Raw genomic sequence first — 16227 nt, forward strand, 5'->3', positions numbered from 1 at the left:
CCGCTCATCCTTCGAGGATCGCACCACAGCCTACGCCGCGAGTTCGGCGGAGGCGCGCTGCATGTTGGTCGACATGTCCTGCGTCACGATGCTCTGCTCCTCGACCGCGGCGGCGGTGGAGGTGATGTATTCGTTGACGCCGGCAATCGCGGCCTTGATCTCGGAGAGCGAGCTCGCCACCGCCGCGGCGATGGAGTTCAGCGCGTCGATTTCCGAGGAGATCGTGTCGGTCGCCTGCTTGGCCTGGTTGGCGAGGCTCTTCACCTCGGAGGCAACCACCGCGAAGCCGCGGCCGGCCTCGCCCGCGCGAGCCGATTCGATCGTGGCGTTGAGCGCGAGCAGGTTGATCTGCCCGGTGATGCTCGAGATCATCTCGACGATGCCGCTCATCGCCTGCGCCGCCGCATTGAGCCTCTGTGCCTCGCCGTCGGCGGCCTCGACGCGGCCGGTGGCGACCGCGGCATTCTGCTTCGACTTGGTCATGGTCTCCGAGATCTCGCGGATCGAGGCGCTCATCTCCTCGCTGCCGGCGGCCACCGCCTCGATCAGGCCGCGCGCGCTGTCGGCCTTCTTGCGGCCGATCGCCTGCGCGGTGATGTCGGTGGCGTATTTCACCACCTTGTAGGGCTTGCCGTTGAGATCGAGGATCGGGTTGTAGGAGGCCTGGATCCAGATCTCGCGGCCGCCCTTGGCGATGCGTTTGTATTCGGCCGCCTGGAACTCGCCGCGGTTCAGCGCGCCCCAGAATTCGCGGTACGCCGACGAACTCGCCTCGACCGGCTCGACGAACATGCTGTGATGCCGGCCCTGGATCTCGGCCAGCGTATAGCCCATCGCGGCAAGGAAGTTCGGGTTCGCATTGCGGATCGTGCCGTCCATGTTGAACTCGATTACCGCCTGCGACTTGCCGATCGCGTCGATCTGACCGTCATTGTCGGCGGCCTTGAGCTTCTGCTGGGTGACGTCGGTCGCGAACTTGACGACCTTGAACGGCTTGCCGCGTTCGTCGAGGATCGGGTTGTAGCTGGCGAGGATCCAGATCTCGCGGCCGCCCTTGGCGTGCCGCTTGAATTCGCCGGACTCGAACTCGCCGCGGTTCAGCCGTGCCCAGAACTCGCGATAGCCTGCGCTGTCGCGATCGGCCGGCGGCATGAACATGCTGTGATGCTTGCCTTGAATCTCGGCGAGCGCGTAGCCCATCGCGCCGAGGAAGTTCTCGTTGGCGGTGACGATGGTGCCGTCCATGTTGAACTCGATCACCGCTTGCGCGCGGTTGATGGCGGCGATCTTGCCGGAATCTTCCATGCTGTGGATCTTCTGCGCGGTGATGTCGGTGGCGAATTTGATGACGCCGACCGGCTTGCCGTTCTTGTCCGTGATCGGGTTGTAGGAGGCCTGGATCCAGATCTCGCGGCCGCCCTTGGCGATGCGCTTGTATTGCGCGGCCTGGTGTTCGCCGCGATTGAGGCTCGCCCAGAACGCGCGATAATCGTGGCTGTCGCGCATGGCAGGATCGACGAACATGCTGTGGTGCTTGCCCCTGATCTCGTCGAGCGCGTAGCCCATCGCGTTCAGGAAGTTCTCGTTGGCGGTGACGATGGTGCCGTCGAGCTTGAACTCGATCACCGCCTGCGACTTGCCGATCGCTGCGGCTTGCGCCAACGCATTCTCGATGTTGGCCTTGTTGCTGAACGTAAACATCAGGGCTCCGTGAAGGTTCAAAAGAAACGGGATGGGAAAAGTCGATCGCGGCAACTCACGGAAAGGTTGCAGCGAGCCGTTTAGCATCGGTAAAGCCTGCGCGTCGCGTGCGCGTGGCACGAACTGCATAACGCGCTCGACGGCGATTCCATCTATCTCAACTTGCGAAGCAATTTTTTTGATATGCACGCTATCATTCATAGTCGGATGCGACGTTCACCGTAGTCATACGGACGAAAATCTCTGAGAATTTTCGTCTGATGCGGATGATCTCGAGCGCGCGTATTCACCGAGTTTGATAGGTCCATTACCAAGATTGATATCGCATCCGATGTCGTGGATCGATCACTCATTCGATTCGTGTGATCGACGAAGCTGGATTGCGCTGCGACGGCGACGTGAGATCGACCTGCTCCGTACAAGTCGGAAATATTTGTCGTGCGTGATGTCGGCGGTGCGGTCGTCGGTTCGTCCTCCGGCCACTGTTTCGCCCATGGAGTTCTGATGTCGCTCACCTTGCATTACCATCCGCTGTCCTCGTTCTGCTGGAAGGCGCTGGTCGCGCTTTACGAGAACGGCGCGCCGTTCACCCCGAACATGGTCAATCTCGGCGATCCCGCCGAGCGCGCGGCGTTGCTCGCGCTGTGGCCGATCGGACGCTTTCCCGTGCTCCGCGACGAGACGCGCGGCGAGACCGTGCCCGAATCGAGCATCGTCATCGAATATCTCGACCGGCATTATCCCGGCACCGTCAGGCTGCTTCCGGAGGACCCGGACCTCGCGCTACGGACCCGGCTGCGCGACCGCTTCCTCGATCTCTATGTCCATCTGCCGGTGCAGAAGATCGTCGGCGACCGGCTGCGGCCTGCGGGCAGCAAGGATCCGCATGGCGTCGCCGAGGCACGGACGCAGCTTCGCAGCTCCTATGCGATTCTCGACCGGCAGCTGGTGCATGGCGGCTGGATGATGGGCGAGCAGTTTTCGCTGGCGGATTGTGCCGCCGCGCCGGCGCTGTTCTACGGCAACAAGGTCGAGCCGATCGGGGAGGACCATCGGCATCTGGCGGCCTATCTTGAACGGCTGACGGCGCGGCCGTCCTTTGCGCGCGTCCTCGAGGCGGCCGAGCCCTATTTCGGCATGTTCCCGAAGGAAAACTGACCTGACAAGGAACTGAAGTCAGGTCGGGCTGAAAAATATTTTCAGCCCGATGTCGCGTTCGGGCCGTTCCATTCGTCATCTGCCTGAGGCCCGGGTTCTGGAGCGCTGGTCGCTCCAGTGGCCCGGGTGACCTGTGTGGAGACGACATGGCTGCAACTGGCAACAGGGCGGAGATCATCCGCAAGCTCTTCGCCGCCTATCTCGCCAATGATCGAGCGAGCGTCGAGGCTGCGTTCGCGGAGGATTTTCGCTTCTCGACGCCCTATGGCGAGAACATCGACAAGTCCCGCTATTTCGCCGAGTGCTGGCGCGACAGCGACTGGATCGGCCGCCACGAGATCGAGCGCATCATGGTCGACGGCCCCGAGGCTTTCGTCACCTATCGCTGCGTTGCCCGCGACGGCAAGAGCTTCCGCAACACCGAGTTCTTCGCGTTCGACGGCGACAAGGTGTCGCGCATCGACGTCTATTTCGGCCCGTCGCATCAGGACGGGGCGCTCGTCAGACAGGAGCGATAGGGCATTCGTCGCGATCGCGATCGCGGTCGCGCGACCGCCTGATCGTCAGCGTCTGCGGGCCCCAACAAGGAAGCTTGGATATGTCTGTACTAAGCGAGAACGGCAATCTGTCGCGGCCGCGGCTCGGACGTATGCACGAAGTGCTGGCGCACCATGTTGGTGCGGGCGACGTGCCGGGCGTCGTGGCGCTGGTCAGCCGCCGCGGCGAGATCCATGTCGATGTCCTCGGCCGCATGGCGCTCGACGGCCCGCCGATGCAGCGTGATACCATCTTCCGGATCGCATCGATGACCAAGCCGGTGACGGCCGTCGCCGCGATGATCCTGGTCGAGGAATGCCGGCTCAGGCTCGACGATCCCATCGACCGTTGGTTGCCCGAACTCGCCGACCGCAAGGTGCTGCGCACGATCGAATCCGGGATCGACGACACGGTGCCGGCGCAGCGCGCCATCACGTTGCGCGACCTGCTCACCTTCCGGCTCGGGCTCGGCATGATCCCGGCGTTTCCGGCGCGCCATCCGATCCAGATCGCGATTGCGGATGCCGGCTTCGCGCCCGGTCCGGTGTTTCCGACGTTTCCGCCGGACGAGTTGCTGCGCCGTTACGGTACGCTGCCGCTGGCCTATCAGCCGGGCGAACGCTGGCTCTACAACACGGGGTCGGAGATCCTCGGCGTGCTGATCGCGCGGGTCGCCGGAATGTCGTTCGCTGGCTTCCTGCAAGAGCGCATCTTCACGCCGCTCGGCATGACCGACACCGCCTTCCACGTGCCGCCGGACAAGCTGAAGCGGCTCGCGACCTGCTATACGCGCGATGCCGCGACCGGCAAACTGAAGGTGTTCGACGAGCCGGCGAGCGGCAAATATGCCGCGCCGCCGGTGTTCGAAAATGGCGGCGCCGGGCTGGTGTCGACCGCCGACGACTTCAATGCGTTTGCCCAGATGATGCTCAATGGCGGGCGGCTCGGCACCGAGCGCATCCTGTCGCGGCCTGCCGTGGAGCTGATGACCTCGGACCAGCTCGCGCTGTCCGACAAGCAGGGCTCGGAATTTCTGCTCGGTGCCGGGCGCGGCTGGGGGTTCGGGCTGTCGGTGGTCACCGCGCGCGACGATCTCTGTCAGGTGCCCGGCCGCTACGGCTGGGACGGCGGCTACGGCACCTCCTGGTATTCCGACCCGCGCGAGGAAATGACCGGGATCCTGCTGACCCAGCGCATGCTGGACTCGCCGCAGCCGCCTCAGGTGTTTTCAGATTTCTGGACGCTCGCCTATCAGGCGATCGATGACTAGCGCGAGGTATGCGTCAATGACTTCAGAAATAATTTCCATCACCGTGTCGGTGGCGCACAAGCTCCATCGTCTTTCAACCGAGCGCCGGTGCTGAGATCGGCAGAGAGACAACGGAGCAGGACGATGAAGTTCATGGTGATCGTGAAGGCGAACAGCGATACCGAGGCCGGCGTGATGCCGAGCACCGAGATGCTCGCCGCGATGGGCCAGTTCAACGAGGAGATGGTCAAGGCCGGCGTGATGCAGGCCGGCGAGGGGCTGCATCCGACCAGCAAGGGCGCCCGCGTCAAATATGCCGGCGGCCAGAGCTCCGTGTCACGTGGCCCGTTCAGCCTCAGCGGCGATCTGGTCGCCGGCTTCTGGCTGATCGAGACCAAGTCGCTCGATGAGGCGATCGACTGGATGAAGCGCGCGCCGTTCGACGGCGGCTCCGAGATCGAAATCCGCCAGGTGTTTGCCGCTGAGGATTTCGGCGAGGCGTTGACACCGAAGCTGCGCGAGCAGGAAGAACGCTTGCGCGCGCAGGCGGTGAAGAGATGATACCCGACGTCGTTCCGCGATCTCGCGTGGACGGCAAGCGCGGAATGCATGACCGCCGTGGCAAGTCATGGTTTCCGCGCCGGCGCCGGATCGGGCTTCCCGGAATGACTAGGGTGAGGATTGCGCGTGATTCAACGGACAAGGAAATCCGACCAATGCGTTTCATGATGCTGATGATCCCGCAGGGCTACGAGTCCGCACCGGCCAAGCTCGAGCTCGATCCGGAACGGGTCGCCGCGATGATGCGGTACAATCAGGCGCTGAAGGACGCCGGCGTGCTGATCACGCTGGAGGGTCTGCATCCGCCGGCGGCGGGCGCGCGCGTCAAGTTCGATACCGGCGTCCCCGTCGTGATCGACGGGCCGTTCACCGAGGCCAAAGAGGTGATCGGCGGCTTCTGGATGATCGACGTCGCCTCGCGCGCCGAGGCGATCGAATGGGCCAGCAAGTGCCCGGCCAGCGCCAACGAGATGATCGAAATCCGCCAGGTGCAGGAGATGACCGATTTCTCGGAGGAGGTGCAGCAGGCGGCCGCGAGCTTCGAGCATCCGCAGGGCGGCTGGGGCAAGGCCCTGCGCTGAACTTCACGATGCGATGCCGCGCATGGCGTCGTCGCCCCGTGCAGCGAACGATCAATTCGACAACCACAACGGAGACGCATGATGAGCAGCAACACCTTCCTCGCCGTCTATCTCGGCGGCGGCAAAGACGGCGCGCGGATGGCAGCCTGGAACGCGCTGCCGGAGGCCGAACGTCGCGCCAGGGAGCAGCAGGGCATGGCCGCCTGGGGCGCCTGGGTCGAGCAGCACCACGACGTGATCGTCGAGATGGGCGGACCGCTCGGCAAGACCAAGAAGGTCGGGAGCGGCGGCACCACCGACATCGCCAATCTGATGACCGGCTTCACCGTGGTGCGCGCGCCCTCGCATGAGGCCGCCGCGAAGCTGTTCGAGAACCATCCGCATTTTGCGATCTTCCCGGGCGAAGCCGTGGAGATCATGCCGGTGCTGCCGATTCCGGGACGGTAGTCCCCCGGGCGGTCGCCGCCGCCCGCGGAATCCGGCGGCCGCGATCCGTTAATCTTGATCGGCTGCCGCTTGCCCCGCTAGTGACCTTTCCTGCCGGCTCATGTAAACCTTATTCACATGAGCTGGCAGAAGGACCAAGGCCGCAGCGAGCGCGGCTATCACCACGGCAATCTCAAGGAAGCGTTGCTGCAGGCCGCCCTCGACCTGATCTCGAAGAAGGGGCCGGCCGGCTTCACGTTCGCCGATGCCGCGCGCATGGCCGGCGTCAGCCCTGCGGCGCCCTACCGGCATTTCCGCGACCGTGACGAACTGATCGCCAGCATCGCGCAGCGCGGCTTCGAGCAGTTCGAGGCGCTGCTGACCGCGGCCTGGGACGATGGCCGTCCCGACACCGTCACCGCTTTCGAGCGGGTCGGCAGGGCCTATCTCAGCTTCGCGCGCCAGGAGCCTGCGTTCTACTCCGCGATGTTCGAATCCGGTCTGCCGCCAGACGCGAATCCAACCCTGATGGCCGCGAGCGAGCGCGCTTTTGCGATCATCCGCGCCGCTGCTGAACGGCTTGCGGCTCTGGCACCGCCCAGCATGCCGCGTCCGCCGGCGATGATGATGGCGCTGCACATCTGGTCGATGTCGCATGGCGTCGCCTCGCTGTTCGGTCGCGGCGATGCCGCGCGCCGCAAGCTGCCGATGTCGCCGGAGGAACTGCTCGAGGCCGAGGTGCTGATCTATCTGCGCGGCCTCGGCTTCCCCACCGAGCGCCGGGCCGAAGCCGCAGCGGCCGAGCAGAATCGCGGCGGCCCCTGGGGCAAGGCGAAATAAAATTCCAAAAATAATTGGAGGGGTGCGTCATCCGCTCCGCTTGACTTTCCCGGGGATCGGCTACCTATGTAAATGTTATTTACATTCACAACGGCGTGATGCCGTGATGGAGAGTGAAATGGCCTACACCGCAGATGCTGATCGCTGGCGCGGTCCCGTCGAAGAGCCCTACCGCCCGCAGATGTATTGGGCGCCGTGGCATCCGCTGAAGATCGCCGGGATCATCCTCGGCTTCATGATCTGGTGGCCGATCGGTCTCGCCTTTCTCTTTTTCACCCTCGGGAGCAGAAAAATGGCCTGTTGGAGTCACAACGACATGGATCGCTGGCAGAACAAGATGGAGCGGATGAAGAGCCGCATGGAGCGTCGCGGCTTCCCGTTCGGCGGCTTCGGCACGCCCTCCAGCGGCAACCGCGCCTTCGACGAGTACCGCCAGGACACGCTGCGCCGGCTCGAGGAAGAGCAGGTCGAGTTCAAGAACTTCCTCGACCGCCTGCGTCATGCCAAGGACAAGGAAGAGTTCGACGCCTTCATGGCGCAGCACAAGACCCGTCCGACCCCGCCGAACGACCAGCCGCCGCAAGGTTGATCACGCGAGGCCAGCACTGAGCCTTCAGGCGATGTGCCCCCATAACACCTGATGGCCCCGAGCCGCCCGTTTGCGATGAGCAAGCGGGCGGTTTGCATTTTGGCGGCGTCATGCCCACTCTATCGTCGACCTTGCGGACGCAGAGGCGCGGATCATGACGGCAGGCGCGACGATGGGTTCTGACGATCTCTGGCTTGCGATCCGGCGCGAGGCGGCAGCTGCTGTTGCCGCCGATCGCTTTCTCGAAGCATCGGCCGCCTTCATTCTCGATCAGGGCGATCTCGGCGGCGCCATCGCCTTCCTGATCGGCCGGCGCATCGCCGACGCGGACGCCGATCGCGTACAATTCGTGCGGGCGGCACGTGAGGCCTATGTGGCCGAGCCCGTGCTGATCGAGGCCGCGGCGAGTGATCTTGCCGCGATCGTGCGCCGCGATCCGGCGATATCGGGCTTCCTGCCGCCGTTGCTGAACTTCAAGGGCTATGTCGCGCTGCAAGCCTGGCGGGTCTCGAACTGGCTGTGGCGCCATGATCGCCCGGATCTCGCGCTGATGATGCAGAACGCATCAGCGGACCAGTTGCAGATCAGCATTCATCCGTCGGCGCGGATCGGAACGGGCGTTTTCCTCGATCACGGCACCGGCCTCATCATCGGCGCGCTGGTCTCAATTGGCGACGAGGTCACGATCTTGCAGAACGTCACCATCTCGCGGCATCGTGACGCCCCGCGCCGCGCACCGACGATCGGCCACGGCGTGCTGCTCAGCGCCGGCGCCACGGTGATCGGAGATCTCAACATCGGCGACTTCGCTAAGATCGGCGCCGGCGCGCTGGTGACCTCGGACGTGCCCGCCGGCTGCACCGCGGTCGGCGTGCCCGCGCGGTTGACGAACTGCGCGGAGGCGGGAGCGTCGGTGCTGTCGTGAAATGCCGGCTTACCTCGGTGAGGTGAGCACGCCAGTCAGGCTCCCTCTCCCCTTGCGGGAGAGGGCGGGGAGAGGGTGGCCCCCGGGCGAATTGCGAAACATCGGTTCGACTGCATCAACGAACTTCCGAGTCGAGAGGCGGACTCACTCTCTCAATCAGCAGCGGAGCAAGCGGCACCCCTCCCCCCGCCCTCCCCCGCAAGGGGGAGGGAGCCCGAACAGTGTGCTCGCCCTGCTCTACGCGGTGAGACCGCAGTCCTCACACATTCGATCCATGGATCGCGTCGATCACCGCGTCCGTCACTTCCTTGGTCGTCGCCTTGCCGCCGACGTCGGGCGTCAGCACGCCGGCCGCGCAGACCTTTTCCACCGCGGCCATCAGGCGCGCGGCGGCGTCCTTCTCGCCGAGATGCTCCAGCATCTGCGCACCAGTCCAGAAAGTGGCAACCGGGTTGGCGATGCCCTTGCCGGTGATGTCGAAGGCCGAGCCGTGGATCGGCTCGAACATCGAGGGGAAGCGGCGCTGCGGATCGATGTTGCCGGTCGGCGCCACGCCGAGGCTGCCGGCCAGGGCGCCCGCGAGATCCGACAGGATGTCAGCGTGCAGATTGGTCGCGACGATGGTGTCGAGGCTCTTCGGATTGAGCGTCATCCGCACCGTCATGGCATCGACCAGCATCTTGTCCCAGGTCACGTCGGGGAACTCCTTGGCGACTTCGGCGGCGATCTCGTCCCACATCACCATGCCGTGGCGCTGCGCGTTCGACTTGGTCACCACGGTGAGGAATTTGCGCGGCCGCGACTGCGCGAGTTGGAACGCGTAGCGCATGATCCTGGTAACGCCGACCCGGGTGAAGACCGCGACTTCGGTGCCGACCTCTTCGGGCAGGCCGCGATGCGCGCGGCCGCCCATCCCGGCATATTCGCCTTCGGAGTTCTCGCGCACGATCACCCAGTCGAGATCGCCGACGCCGACATTGCGCAGCGGCGAGGCGACGCCGGGCAGGATCTTGGTCGGCCGCACATTGGCGTATTGGTCAAAACCCTGGCAGATCGGCAGCCGCAGGCCCCACAGCGTGATGTGGTCCGGCACGTCGGGCGCGCCGACCGCGCCGAAATAGATCGCGTCGAATGTCTTCAGCTCGGCGAGGCCGTCGGCGGGCATCATCACGCCGTGCTTCTTGTAATAGTCCGAACCCCAGTCGAAGGTCTTGACGTTGAAGCTGATGTCGCCGGAGCGCTTGGCCAGTGCTTCCAGCACACGGACGCCGGCGGAAATCACTTCGGGGCCGATGCCGTCGGCGGGAATGGCGGCGATGGAATGGGTACGCATGGTTGTCTCCGGATCGGTGGTTAGCGGGTTCGCAGGGGATCGGGTTGCGGTTCGGCCGCGGCCGGCGCGCCTTGCGCGCGTGACAGCAGCAGCGTGAGCACGGCCGAGAGCACCAGGAGGCCGGCGACGAAGTAGAGGCCGCCCTCGAAACTGCCGGTGCGTTCCTTGATCCAGCCGATCATCGCGGGTCCGACGAAGCCGCCGAGATTGCCGATCGAGTTGATGGTGGCGATGCCGGCCGCGGCGGCCGAGCCGGACAGGAACATGGTCGGCATGCTCCACAGCGGCGGCTTCGATGAGGAGATGCCGATATTGACCAAGGTCAGCGCCGCGATCACGGCAACCAGCCCGGTCCACAATCCCGCGAGCGCCAATCCTGTCGCGGCCATCAGGCAGGCCAGCACGACGTGCCAGGTGCGCTCACCGGTGCGGTCGGAATGCCGCGCCCACAGGATCATGGCGACCACGGCGACCGTCGCCGGCACCGCGTTGAGGAAGCCGACCTGGAGCGACGACAGGCCGAACTGCTTGATGATCTGCGGCGCCCACACACCGAGCGTGTAGAGCCCGGCCGAGGTGCCGAAATAGACCAGCGCCAGTGCCAGCACGCGCGGATCGGCGAGCCCGCGCCAGATGCTGTGGCTCGCGGTCGCAGCCTTGCCGTCATTCTCCGCCTTCATGGTCTTGACCAGCCAGGCGCGCTCGTCGTCGGCAAGCCATTTCGCCTGCTCCGGCCGGTCGGTGAGGAAGCCCAGCACCACGAAGCCGAGCAGCACGGCCGGTACCGCCTCAAGCACGAACAGCCATTGCCAGCCCTTGAAGCCGAGCATGCCGTCCATCTCGAGCAGCGCGCCCGACAGCGGCGAGCCGAGCACGGTCGAGAGCGGCGCCGCGGCCATGAACAGGGCGGTGACGGCGGCGCGCTGCCGTGCCGGGAACCAGTAGGACAGATAGAGAATGATGCCGGGGAAGAAGCCGGCTTCGGCGGCGCCGAGCAGGAAGCGCAGCGCGTAGAAGCTGGTCGCGCCCTGCACCAGCGCCATGGCCGCCGACACGATGCCCCAGGTGATCATCACCCGCGCGATCCAGATCCGCGCGCCGACCTTGTGCAGGATGATGTTGGAGGGCACCTCGAACAGGAAGTAGCCCCAGAAGAAGATACCGGCGCCGAAACCATAGACGGTCGGCGACAGGCCGATGTCCTTGTTCATGGTCAGCGAGGCGAAGCCGATATTGACGCGGTCGATGAAGGCCACGAAGTACAGCAGCATGATGAACGGCACGATGCGCAGTGAGATCTTGCGCAACACGCGTGTGCCAAGCTGGCTTTCCATGGGCTTCTTCCCCGGGGTTCGTCTTGTTGTTGGGACGGCGCGTTTCGCCGCACCACCGAAAAGCCTAGAGGGCTGCGGCCTTCCGGTTCAACCCGCGCGCATTTATACAAAAAAATGATATAATCGTTTCCGGATTTACCCGGCGTCATGCCCGGCCTTGTGCCGGGCATCCACGTCTTGGCAACGCCAGGAAAGACGTGGATGGCCGGGACAAGCCCGGCCATGACCATCAGAGAGTGGGAACGACAATCTTGGAACTGCACCAGCTTCGCTGCTTCGTGGCCGCCGCCGAGGAACTGCATTTCGGCCGCGCCGCGCAACGCTTGCAGATGATGCCGTCGGCGCTCGGCCGTCACATCAAGCTCCTGGAAGAGGATCTCGGCGCGCGGCTGTTCGCCCGCACCACGCGCGCGGTGTCGTTGACCGAAGACGGAGCCACCCTGCTGCGCGAGGGACGGGCGCTGCTCGGCCGCGCCGAGGCGATCGAGGACGGCTTTCGCCGGCGGCTGCGCAAGCCGATGGCGCGGCGTTTCCGGATCGGCGCGATCGACAGCGCCGCGGCCGGCCTGCTGCCGCCGCTGCTGCGCGATGTCCGCGCCGTCAATCCCGAGCTTGCCGTGCAACTGCTCGAGGAGAAGACCATCCGGCTGTTGCCGAAGCTGCTGTCGGGCGCGCTCGACCTCGCTTTCGTGCGCCCGCCGGCGCGGCCCGACCGGCGCATCGAGTTCGTTCCGCTGTTGCAGGAGACCGCCGTGGTGGCGCTGTCGCACAAGCACAGGCTGGCGCGGCGCAAGCAGGTCGCGTTGCCCGATATCGCGGATCAGCCCCTGATCGTGCCGGAGCGGCGCTCGCGGCCGCACAGCCACGATCTCACGACAAAGCTGTTCGACGAGGCCGGGCTGACGCCGCGCATCCAGGAGATCGCCGACGAGAAGCAGACCATCGTCAACATGGTCGCGGCGCGGCTCGGCGTCGCCATCGTGCCACGCTGGACCGCGCGGATGGCGATCCCGGGCGTGCGTTTCATTCCCCTGAGGCTCAAACGCGGCAGCGGCGCCGGCCGGCTGCCGCTCGCCGCCGCCTGGCTGAAAGGCTCCCGCGATCCGGTCCGCGACCAGGTGATCGCGGTGCTGGAGGCGAAATTGAAGCGTTACGCAAGGGAGGCGTGAAGAGGTTTCGTCGTTCCGGGCTCGCGCCAAGTGGCGCGCCCCGGAATGACGAGAGGAGAGACGGGCCCCTAACGCCGCTCAGCGCCGCCTTCTGATGCTCCTGTCTCCGCAGCGGGAAACAGCGTGGCCGCGGCGACCACACCGGCGACCGCGCCAATGGTTGCGAGGACGAACGGAGCAGCAAACGCTGACGCCGCATCCGCCGTCACGAGCGTTGCCCCCAACGCGGCGATGCTGATGGCGAAACCGGCCTGACGGACGATCATCGTCATTGCGGACGTCATGCCGGCCTGCGCAGGCGGCGCGAGGGCCAGGGCGACGCTTCCCAGTTGCGGGTTGGCCAACGCTGCGCCAACACCGATCGTCAGCATGCCGGCCAGCGTTGCGGTGCTGCGCATTGCAGCTGCGGTGGAGAGCGCAGCGATCACCAGCAGCACGTTGCCCGATGCGACGACGCCAAAGGCGACCGCGAAGAAGCGCCGCCAGCCCCATCGGGTGACAAGGCGGCCACCCAGCGGCGGGACCAACAGCATCGGCAGTGTCGCGACGAGCAACATCAGGCCGGCCGCTTCCATGCTCACATGCAGGCCCGCGCTCAGGAACAGCGGCAGATAGACCAATACCGCCCAGTAACCGAACTGGATCGAAGTCAACGAGGCACCGACCCCGATCATCGACGTCGCCGCGAATACACGTGGGTCGAGCACCGGATTGAGGCTGCGCCACTGTTGCCAAACGAACCCGAGTGCTGCCGCAGCGCTCGCGACCAGGCCGGCAGCCCTGATGATCGGTGACGCGTCATGTCTCAGGAGCGCATCGACCGCGAGACCCAGCGCCAGCGTCAGCAGCACGGTGCCCACGGGATCGAGGGGGCGCCCGCCGGGCTCGCGTGTCTCGGCAACGACGCGCGGCACGGCGAGGGCCAACGTCAGGCAAAACGGGATGTTGGCATAGAAGATCCAGCGCCAGCCGAACCAGGCGGCGAGCAGGCCGCCCAGCGTTGGGCCGAGAGCCATGGCGACGCCCGAGATCATCCCGATGGTGCCGAAGGCCCGCGCCCGCTGACCCTGGTGCGGGAATGCGCCGGCCACCAATGCAATGGCACCGGTGCTCAGGAAGGCCGCACCGATACCTTGCAGCACGCGTGCGGCGAGCAGCAACGGAGCACTGGTCGCCGCGCCGCAACCAATCGACGCCAGCAGAAACACGATGTTGCCGCCCAGCATCGCGCGCCGGCGACCGAAGCGATCCGCGAGCGCGCCTGATGCCAACAGCGCGCCGGTGAGCGCCAGGCTGTAGGCGTCGATGACCCAGGCGGAGCCGGCGACGGCAAATCCGAGATCGCCGGCAATGCCCGGCATGGCGACCACGACCGCGGTCACATCGAACAGGATCAGGAATGCGCCAAGGCCGAGGACGAATGTGATCAGGTTCGATCGCTGGTGGGCGATCTCAGGTGAGCGATCGTGCATCTCGTGCTTGCCCCGTGCCCGGATTGCGTTCGGGGCCTGTCTACGCCAATCCTGCTGACACCATGGTGGCAGCAGAACGATACGCCCGGCGCCAAACCCGCGATGCCACCGCGTGTTCGATATCCTGAATCGAGACTCCACCTCCTGGTCGTCCTGGCGGAAGCCAGGACCCATTACCCCAACTGCGCATTGTTGCGCGACGCTGGGGCGGCCGTCCCGCTCATCACCGCGTGCGGCGGCTATGGGTCCTGGCTTCCGCCAGGACGACGTGTGCGGAAAGCCGCGCGCTTGAACCTATTTCTTCAGATTCGCGTGCGGGCGGCCGAAGTCGGGCGCGGCGGAATCCTGGCCGATCTCGACGATGCCGCGGCGGATGGCGCGGGTGCGGGTGAAGTGGTCGAACAGCGCCTCGCCGTCGCCGCGCCGGATCGCGCGGGTCAGCTTCGACAGGTCCTCGGTGAAGGTGCCGAGCATCTCCAGCACGGCGTCCTTGTTGGCGAGGAACACGTCGCGCCACATCGTGGGGTCAGAGGCCGCGATGCGGGTGAAGTCACGGAAGCCGCCGGCAGAGAACTTGATCACCTCGGATTCCGTCACCTGCGCCAGCTCGTCGGCGGTGCCGACGATGGTGTAGGCGATCAGATGCGGCAGATGGCTGGTGATCGCGAGCACGAGGTCATGATGATCCGGCGTCATGATCTCGACCTTGGCGCCGAGCGCGGCCCAGAACGTGCGCAGCCGGTCGGTCGCGGCCGGATCGGTGCCTTCGGGCGGGGTCAGGATGCACCAGCGGTTGATGAACAGCTCGGCGAAGCCGGAATCCGGACCGGAATGTTCGGTGCCGGCCACCGGATGCGCGGGGACGAAGTGCACGCCCTGCGGCAGGTGCGGACCCATGTCCCTGACCACGGCGCCCTTCACCGAGCCGACGTCGGAGACGATGGCGCCGGGCTTCAGATGCGCGGCAATCTCGGCCGCGACCGGACCGCAGGCGCCGACCGGGATGCAGAGGATGACGAGGTCGGCGTCCCTGACGGCCTCGACATTGGTCGCGACGACGCGGTCGACGATGCCGAGCTCGGCGACGTGCGCGCGGGTCTTCTCCGAGCGCGCGGTGGTGACGATCTCGCCGACCAGGCCTTGCGCGCGGGCGCCACGCGCGATCGAGCCGCCGATCAGGCCGAAGCCGATCAGCGCGATGCGGTTGAAGAGCGGAGCCGTGGTCACGATGTCACTTTCCGGCCAGGAAGTCGCGCAGCCCCTCGACCACGAGGCGGTTGGCTTCCTCGGTGCCAATGGTCATGCGCAGCGCATGCGGCAGCTTGTAATTGTTGAGCGCGCGCAGCACGAGGCCGCGCCGCGTCAGGTACGCGTCGGCTTCGGCGGCGGTCTTGCCCTGGTCGGTCGGGAAGTGGATCAGCACGAAATTGGCGACGCTCGGCGTCACCTTGAGTCCGAGCTTGCCGATCTCCTCGGTCAGCCAGTTGCGCCACTGCTCGGTGTGGGTGCGCGACATCTGCACATGCGCGGCGTCCTCGATCGCCGCCACCGCCGCCAGCATCGCCGGGGTCGTGACGTTGAACGGGCCGCGGATCCGGTTGCAGGCATCGACGATATGCGCCGGGCCGAACATCCAGCCGATCCGCAGTGCGGCAAGGCCGTGGATCTTGGAGAAAGTGTGCGTCACCACCGTGTTGTCGGTGGTCGCGACCAGCTCGATGCCGAGCTCATAGTCGTTGCGCGAGACGTAGTCGGCGTAAGCCGCGTCGAGCACCAGCAGCACATGCGAGGGCAGCGCCGCGCGCAGCCGCTTGACCTCGTCGAACGGGATATAGGTGCCGGTCGGATTGTTCGGGTTGGCGAGCCAGACCAGTTTCGTGCGCGGCGTCACCACCTTGAGGATGGCGTCGACGTCGGCGGTGAAATTGCTCTCGGCCGCGATCACGTTCCTGGCGCCGTTCGCCATGGTGGCGATCGGGTAGACCAGGAAGCCGTGGGTGGTCGAGATCGCCTCGTCGCCGGGCGCGAGATAGGTGTGGGCCAAGAGATTGAGGATCTCGTCGGAGCCGGCGCCGCAGATGATGCGGTCGGGATCGAGGCCGTAGGCACGGCCGATCGCCTCGCGCAGCACCCGCGAGGTGCCCTCCGGATAGTCCTCGAGATGGTCAGCCGCGGCCTTGTAGGCGGCGATCGCCTTCGGCGACGGGCCGAACGGCGTCTCGTTGGCGGACAGCTTGAACACCTTGCGGCCCGGTTCCGGCACCGGGCTCTTGCCGGGCGTGTAGGGCGCAATATCGAGAATGCCGGGATTCGGCACGGGGCGGGACATCATCTACTCCGGATATACGGACG

General features: G+C 65.8%; 16 protein-coding genes. 10 read left to right on the forward strand and 6 right to left on the reverse strand.

The genetic code is table 11. The features are described 5' to 3' along the window. Positions 1 to 30 precede the first annotated feature (30 nt). Positions 31 to 1701, reverse strand: a complete 1671-nt coding sequence (locus tag CWS35_RS11490) for a PAS domain-containing methyl-accepting chemotaxis protein (protein WP_024579178.1) — start codon at positions 1699 to 1701, stop codon at positions 31 to 33. A gap of 504 nt (positions 1702 to 2205) precedes the next feature. Here CWS35_RS11490 and CWS35_RS11495 point away from each other — a divergent pair. From CWS35_RS11495 to CWS35_RS11535, 9 genes are all read left to right on the forward strand, one after another. Then, the gene (locus tag CWS35_RS11495; RefSeq protein WP_100956248.1) at positions 2206 to 2859 is read left to right on the forward strand and encodes a glutathione S-transferase family protein; all 654 of its coding nucleotides are present in this window, start codon (positions 2206 to 2208) and stop codon (positions 2857 to 2859) included. 146 nt (positions 2860 to 3005) lie between these two features. Next, positions 3006 to 3377, forward strand: coding sequence for a nuclear transport factor 2 family protein (locus tag CWS35_RS11500; protein ID WP_100951956.1), 372 nt, complete (start codon positions 3006 to 3008; stop codon positions 3375 to 3377). Between the two features lie 80 nt (positions 3378 to 3457). Then, on the forward strand, positions 3458 to 4666 hold the full coding sequence (locus CWS35_RS11505; RefSeq protein ID WP_100951957.1) for a serine hydrolase: 1209 nt from the start codon (positions 3458 to 3460) through the stop codon (positions 4664 to 4666). 123 nt (positions 4667 to 4789) lie between these two features. Continuing rightward, a complete protein-coding gene (locus CWS35_RS11510) occupies positions 4790 to 5206 on the forward strand; it encodes a YciI family protein (RefSeq protein WP_100951958.1) in 417 nt (138 codons plus the stop codon). 155 nt (positions 5207 to 5361) lie between these two features. Further along, positions 5362 to 5787 carry a YciI family protein gene (locus CWS35_RS11515; protein WP_024579173.1) on the forward strand — a complete coding sequence of 142 codons (426 nt, stop codon included), beginning with the start codon at positions 5362 to 5364 and terminating at the stop codon, positions 5785 to 5787. An 81-nt stretch (positions 5788 to 5868) separates the two neighbouring features. Then, entirely contained in the window at positions 5869 to 6234 is a 366-nt protein-coding gene (locus tag CWS35_RS11520) for a YciI family protein (RefSeq protein WP_100956250.1), read from the forward strand. A 117-nt stretch (positions 6235 to 6351) separates the two neighbouring features. Next, positions 6352 to 7053, forward strand: coding sequence for a TetR/AcrR family transcriptional regulator (locus CWS35_RS11525; protein ID WP_024579171.1), 702 nt, complete (start codon positions 6352 to 6354; stop codon positions 7051 to 7053). A 118-nt stretch (positions 7054 to 7171) separates the two neighbouring features. Next, positions 7172 to 7642: a DUF2852 domain-containing protein gene (locus tag CWS35_RS11530; protein WP_100951959.1), complete on the forward strand. Its 471-nt coding sequence runs from the start codon at positions 7172 to 7174 to the stop codon at positions 7640 to 7642. Between the two features lie 154 nt (positions 7643 to 7796). Then, positions 7797 to 8567 carry a serine acetyltransferase gene (locus tag CWS35_RS11535; protein ID WP_100951960.1) on the forward strand — a complete coding sequence of 257 codons (771 nt, stop codon included), beginning with the start codon at positions 7797 to 7799 and terminating at the stop codon, positions 8565 to 8567. A gap of 259 nt (positions 8568 to 8826) precedes the next feature. Here the strand turns inward: CWS35_RS11535 and CWS35_RS11540 are convergent, their stop codons facing one another. Next, complete coding sequence (locus CWS35_RS11540) at positions 8827 to 9900, reverse strand: tartrate dehydrogenase (protein WP_024579168.1); 1074 nt, start codon at positions 9898 to 9900, stop codon at positions 8827 to 8829. Positions 9901 to 9920: 20 nt separating this feature from the next. Next, positions 9921 to 11234, reverse strand: a complete 1314-nt coding sequence (locus CWS35_RS11545; RefSeq protein WP_100951961.1) for an MFS transporter — start codon at positions 11232 to 11234, stop codon at positions 9921 to 9923. A gap of 251 nt (positions 11235 to 11485) precedes the next feature. On the opposite strand from CWS35_RS11545, the gene CWS35_RS11550 reads away from it, so the two are divergent. Continuing rightward, entirely contained in the window at positions 11486 to 12403 is a 918-nt protein-coding gene (locus tag CWS35_RS11550) for a LysR family transcriptional regulator (RefSeq protein ID WP_100951962.1), read from the forward strand. Positions 12404 to 12471: 68 nt separating this feature from the next. Here the strand turns inward: CWS35_RS11550 and CWS35_RS11555 are convergent, their stop codons facing one another. The 3 genes from CWS35_RS11555 to hisC form a co-directional block, all read right to left on the reverse strand. Next, positions 12472 to 14049, reverse strand: coding sequence for an MFS transporter (locus CWS35_RS11555; RefSeq protein ID WP_100951963.1), 1578 nt, complete (start codon positions 14047 to 14049; stop codon positions 12472 to 12474). A 120-nt stretch (positions 14050 to 14169) separates the two neighbouring features. Next, positions 14170 to 15102 (reverse strand): prephenate/arogenate dehydrogenase family protein, encoded by a 933-nt coding sequence (locus CWS35_RS11560; protein WP_100951964.1) that lies wholly within the window; start codon positions 15100 to 15102, stop codon positions 14170 to 14172. 4 nt (positions 15103 to 15106) lie between these two features. Next, positions 15107 to 16204, reverse strand: coding sequence for a histidinol-phosphate transaminase (gene hisC / locus CWS35_RS11565; RefSeq protein ID WP_100956252.1), 1098 nt, complete (start codon positions 16202 to 16204; stop codon positions 15107 to 15109). Between the last annotated feature and the right edge of the window lie 23 nt (positions 16205 to 16227).

The organism is Bradyrhizobium sp. SK17, from assembly GCF_002831585.1.
In the GTDB taxonomy this organism is placed as follows: domain Bacteria; phylum Pseudomonadota; class Alphaproteobacteria; order Rhizobiales; family Xanthobacteraceae; genus Bradyrhizobium.

Coding starts and splice junctions, on each gene's coding strand:
- CWS35_RS11490 (WP_024579178.1), bottom strand. CDS start 1,701: ATGTTTACGTTCAGCAACAAGGCCAACATCGAGAATGCGTTGGCGCAA.
- CWS35_RS11495 (WP_100956248.1), top strand. CDS start 2,206: ATGTCGCTCACCTTGCATTACCATCCGCTGTCCTCGTTCTGCTGGAAG.
- CWS35_RS11500 (WP_100951956.1), top strand. CDS start 3,006: ATGGCTGCAACTGGCAACAGGGCGGAGATCATCCGCAAGCTCTTCGCC.
- CWS35_RS11505 (WP_100951957.1), top strand. CDS start 3,458: ATGTCTGTACTAAGCGAGAACGGCAATCTGTCGCGGCCGCGGCTCGGA.
- CWS35_RS11510 (WP_100951958.1), top strand. CDS start 4,790: ATGAAGTTCATGGTGATCGTGAAGGCGAACAGCGATACCGAGGCCGGC.
- CWS35_RS11515 (WP_024579173.1), top strand. CDS start 5,362: ATGCGTTTCATGATGCTGATGATCCCGCAGGGCTACGAGTCCGCACCG.
- CWS35_RS11520 (WP_100956250.1), top strand. CDS start 5,869: ATGAGCAGCAACACCTTCCTCGCCGTCTATCTCGGCGGCGGCAAAGAC.
- CWS35_RS11525 (WP_024579171.1), top strand. CDS start 6,352: ATGAGCTGGCAGAAGGACCAAGGCCGCAGCGAGCGCGGCTATCACCAC.
- CWS35_RS11530 (WP_100951959.1), top strand. CDS start 7,172: ATGGCCTACACCGCAGATGCTGATCGCTGGCGCGGTCCCGTCGAAGAG.
- CWS35_RS11535 (WP_100951960.1), top strand. CDS start 7,797: ATGACGGCAGGCGCGACGATGGGTTCTGACGATCTCTGGCTTGCGATC.
- CWS35_RS11540 (WP_024579168.1), bottom strand. CDS start 9,900: ATGCGTACCCATTCCATCGCCGCCATTCCCGCCGACGGCATCGGCCCC.
- CWS35_RS11545 (WP_100951961.1), bottom strand. CDS start 11,234: ATGGAAAGCCAGCTTGGCACACGCGTGTTGCGCAAGATCTCACTGCGC.
- CWS35_RS11555 (WP_100951963.1), bottom strand. CDS start 14,049: ATGGGTCCTGGCTTCCGCCAGGACGACCAGGAGGTGGAGTCTCGATTC.
- hisC (WP_100956252.1), bottom strand. CDS start 16,204: ATGTCCCGCCCCGTGCCGAATCCCGGCATTCTCGATATTGCGCCCTAC.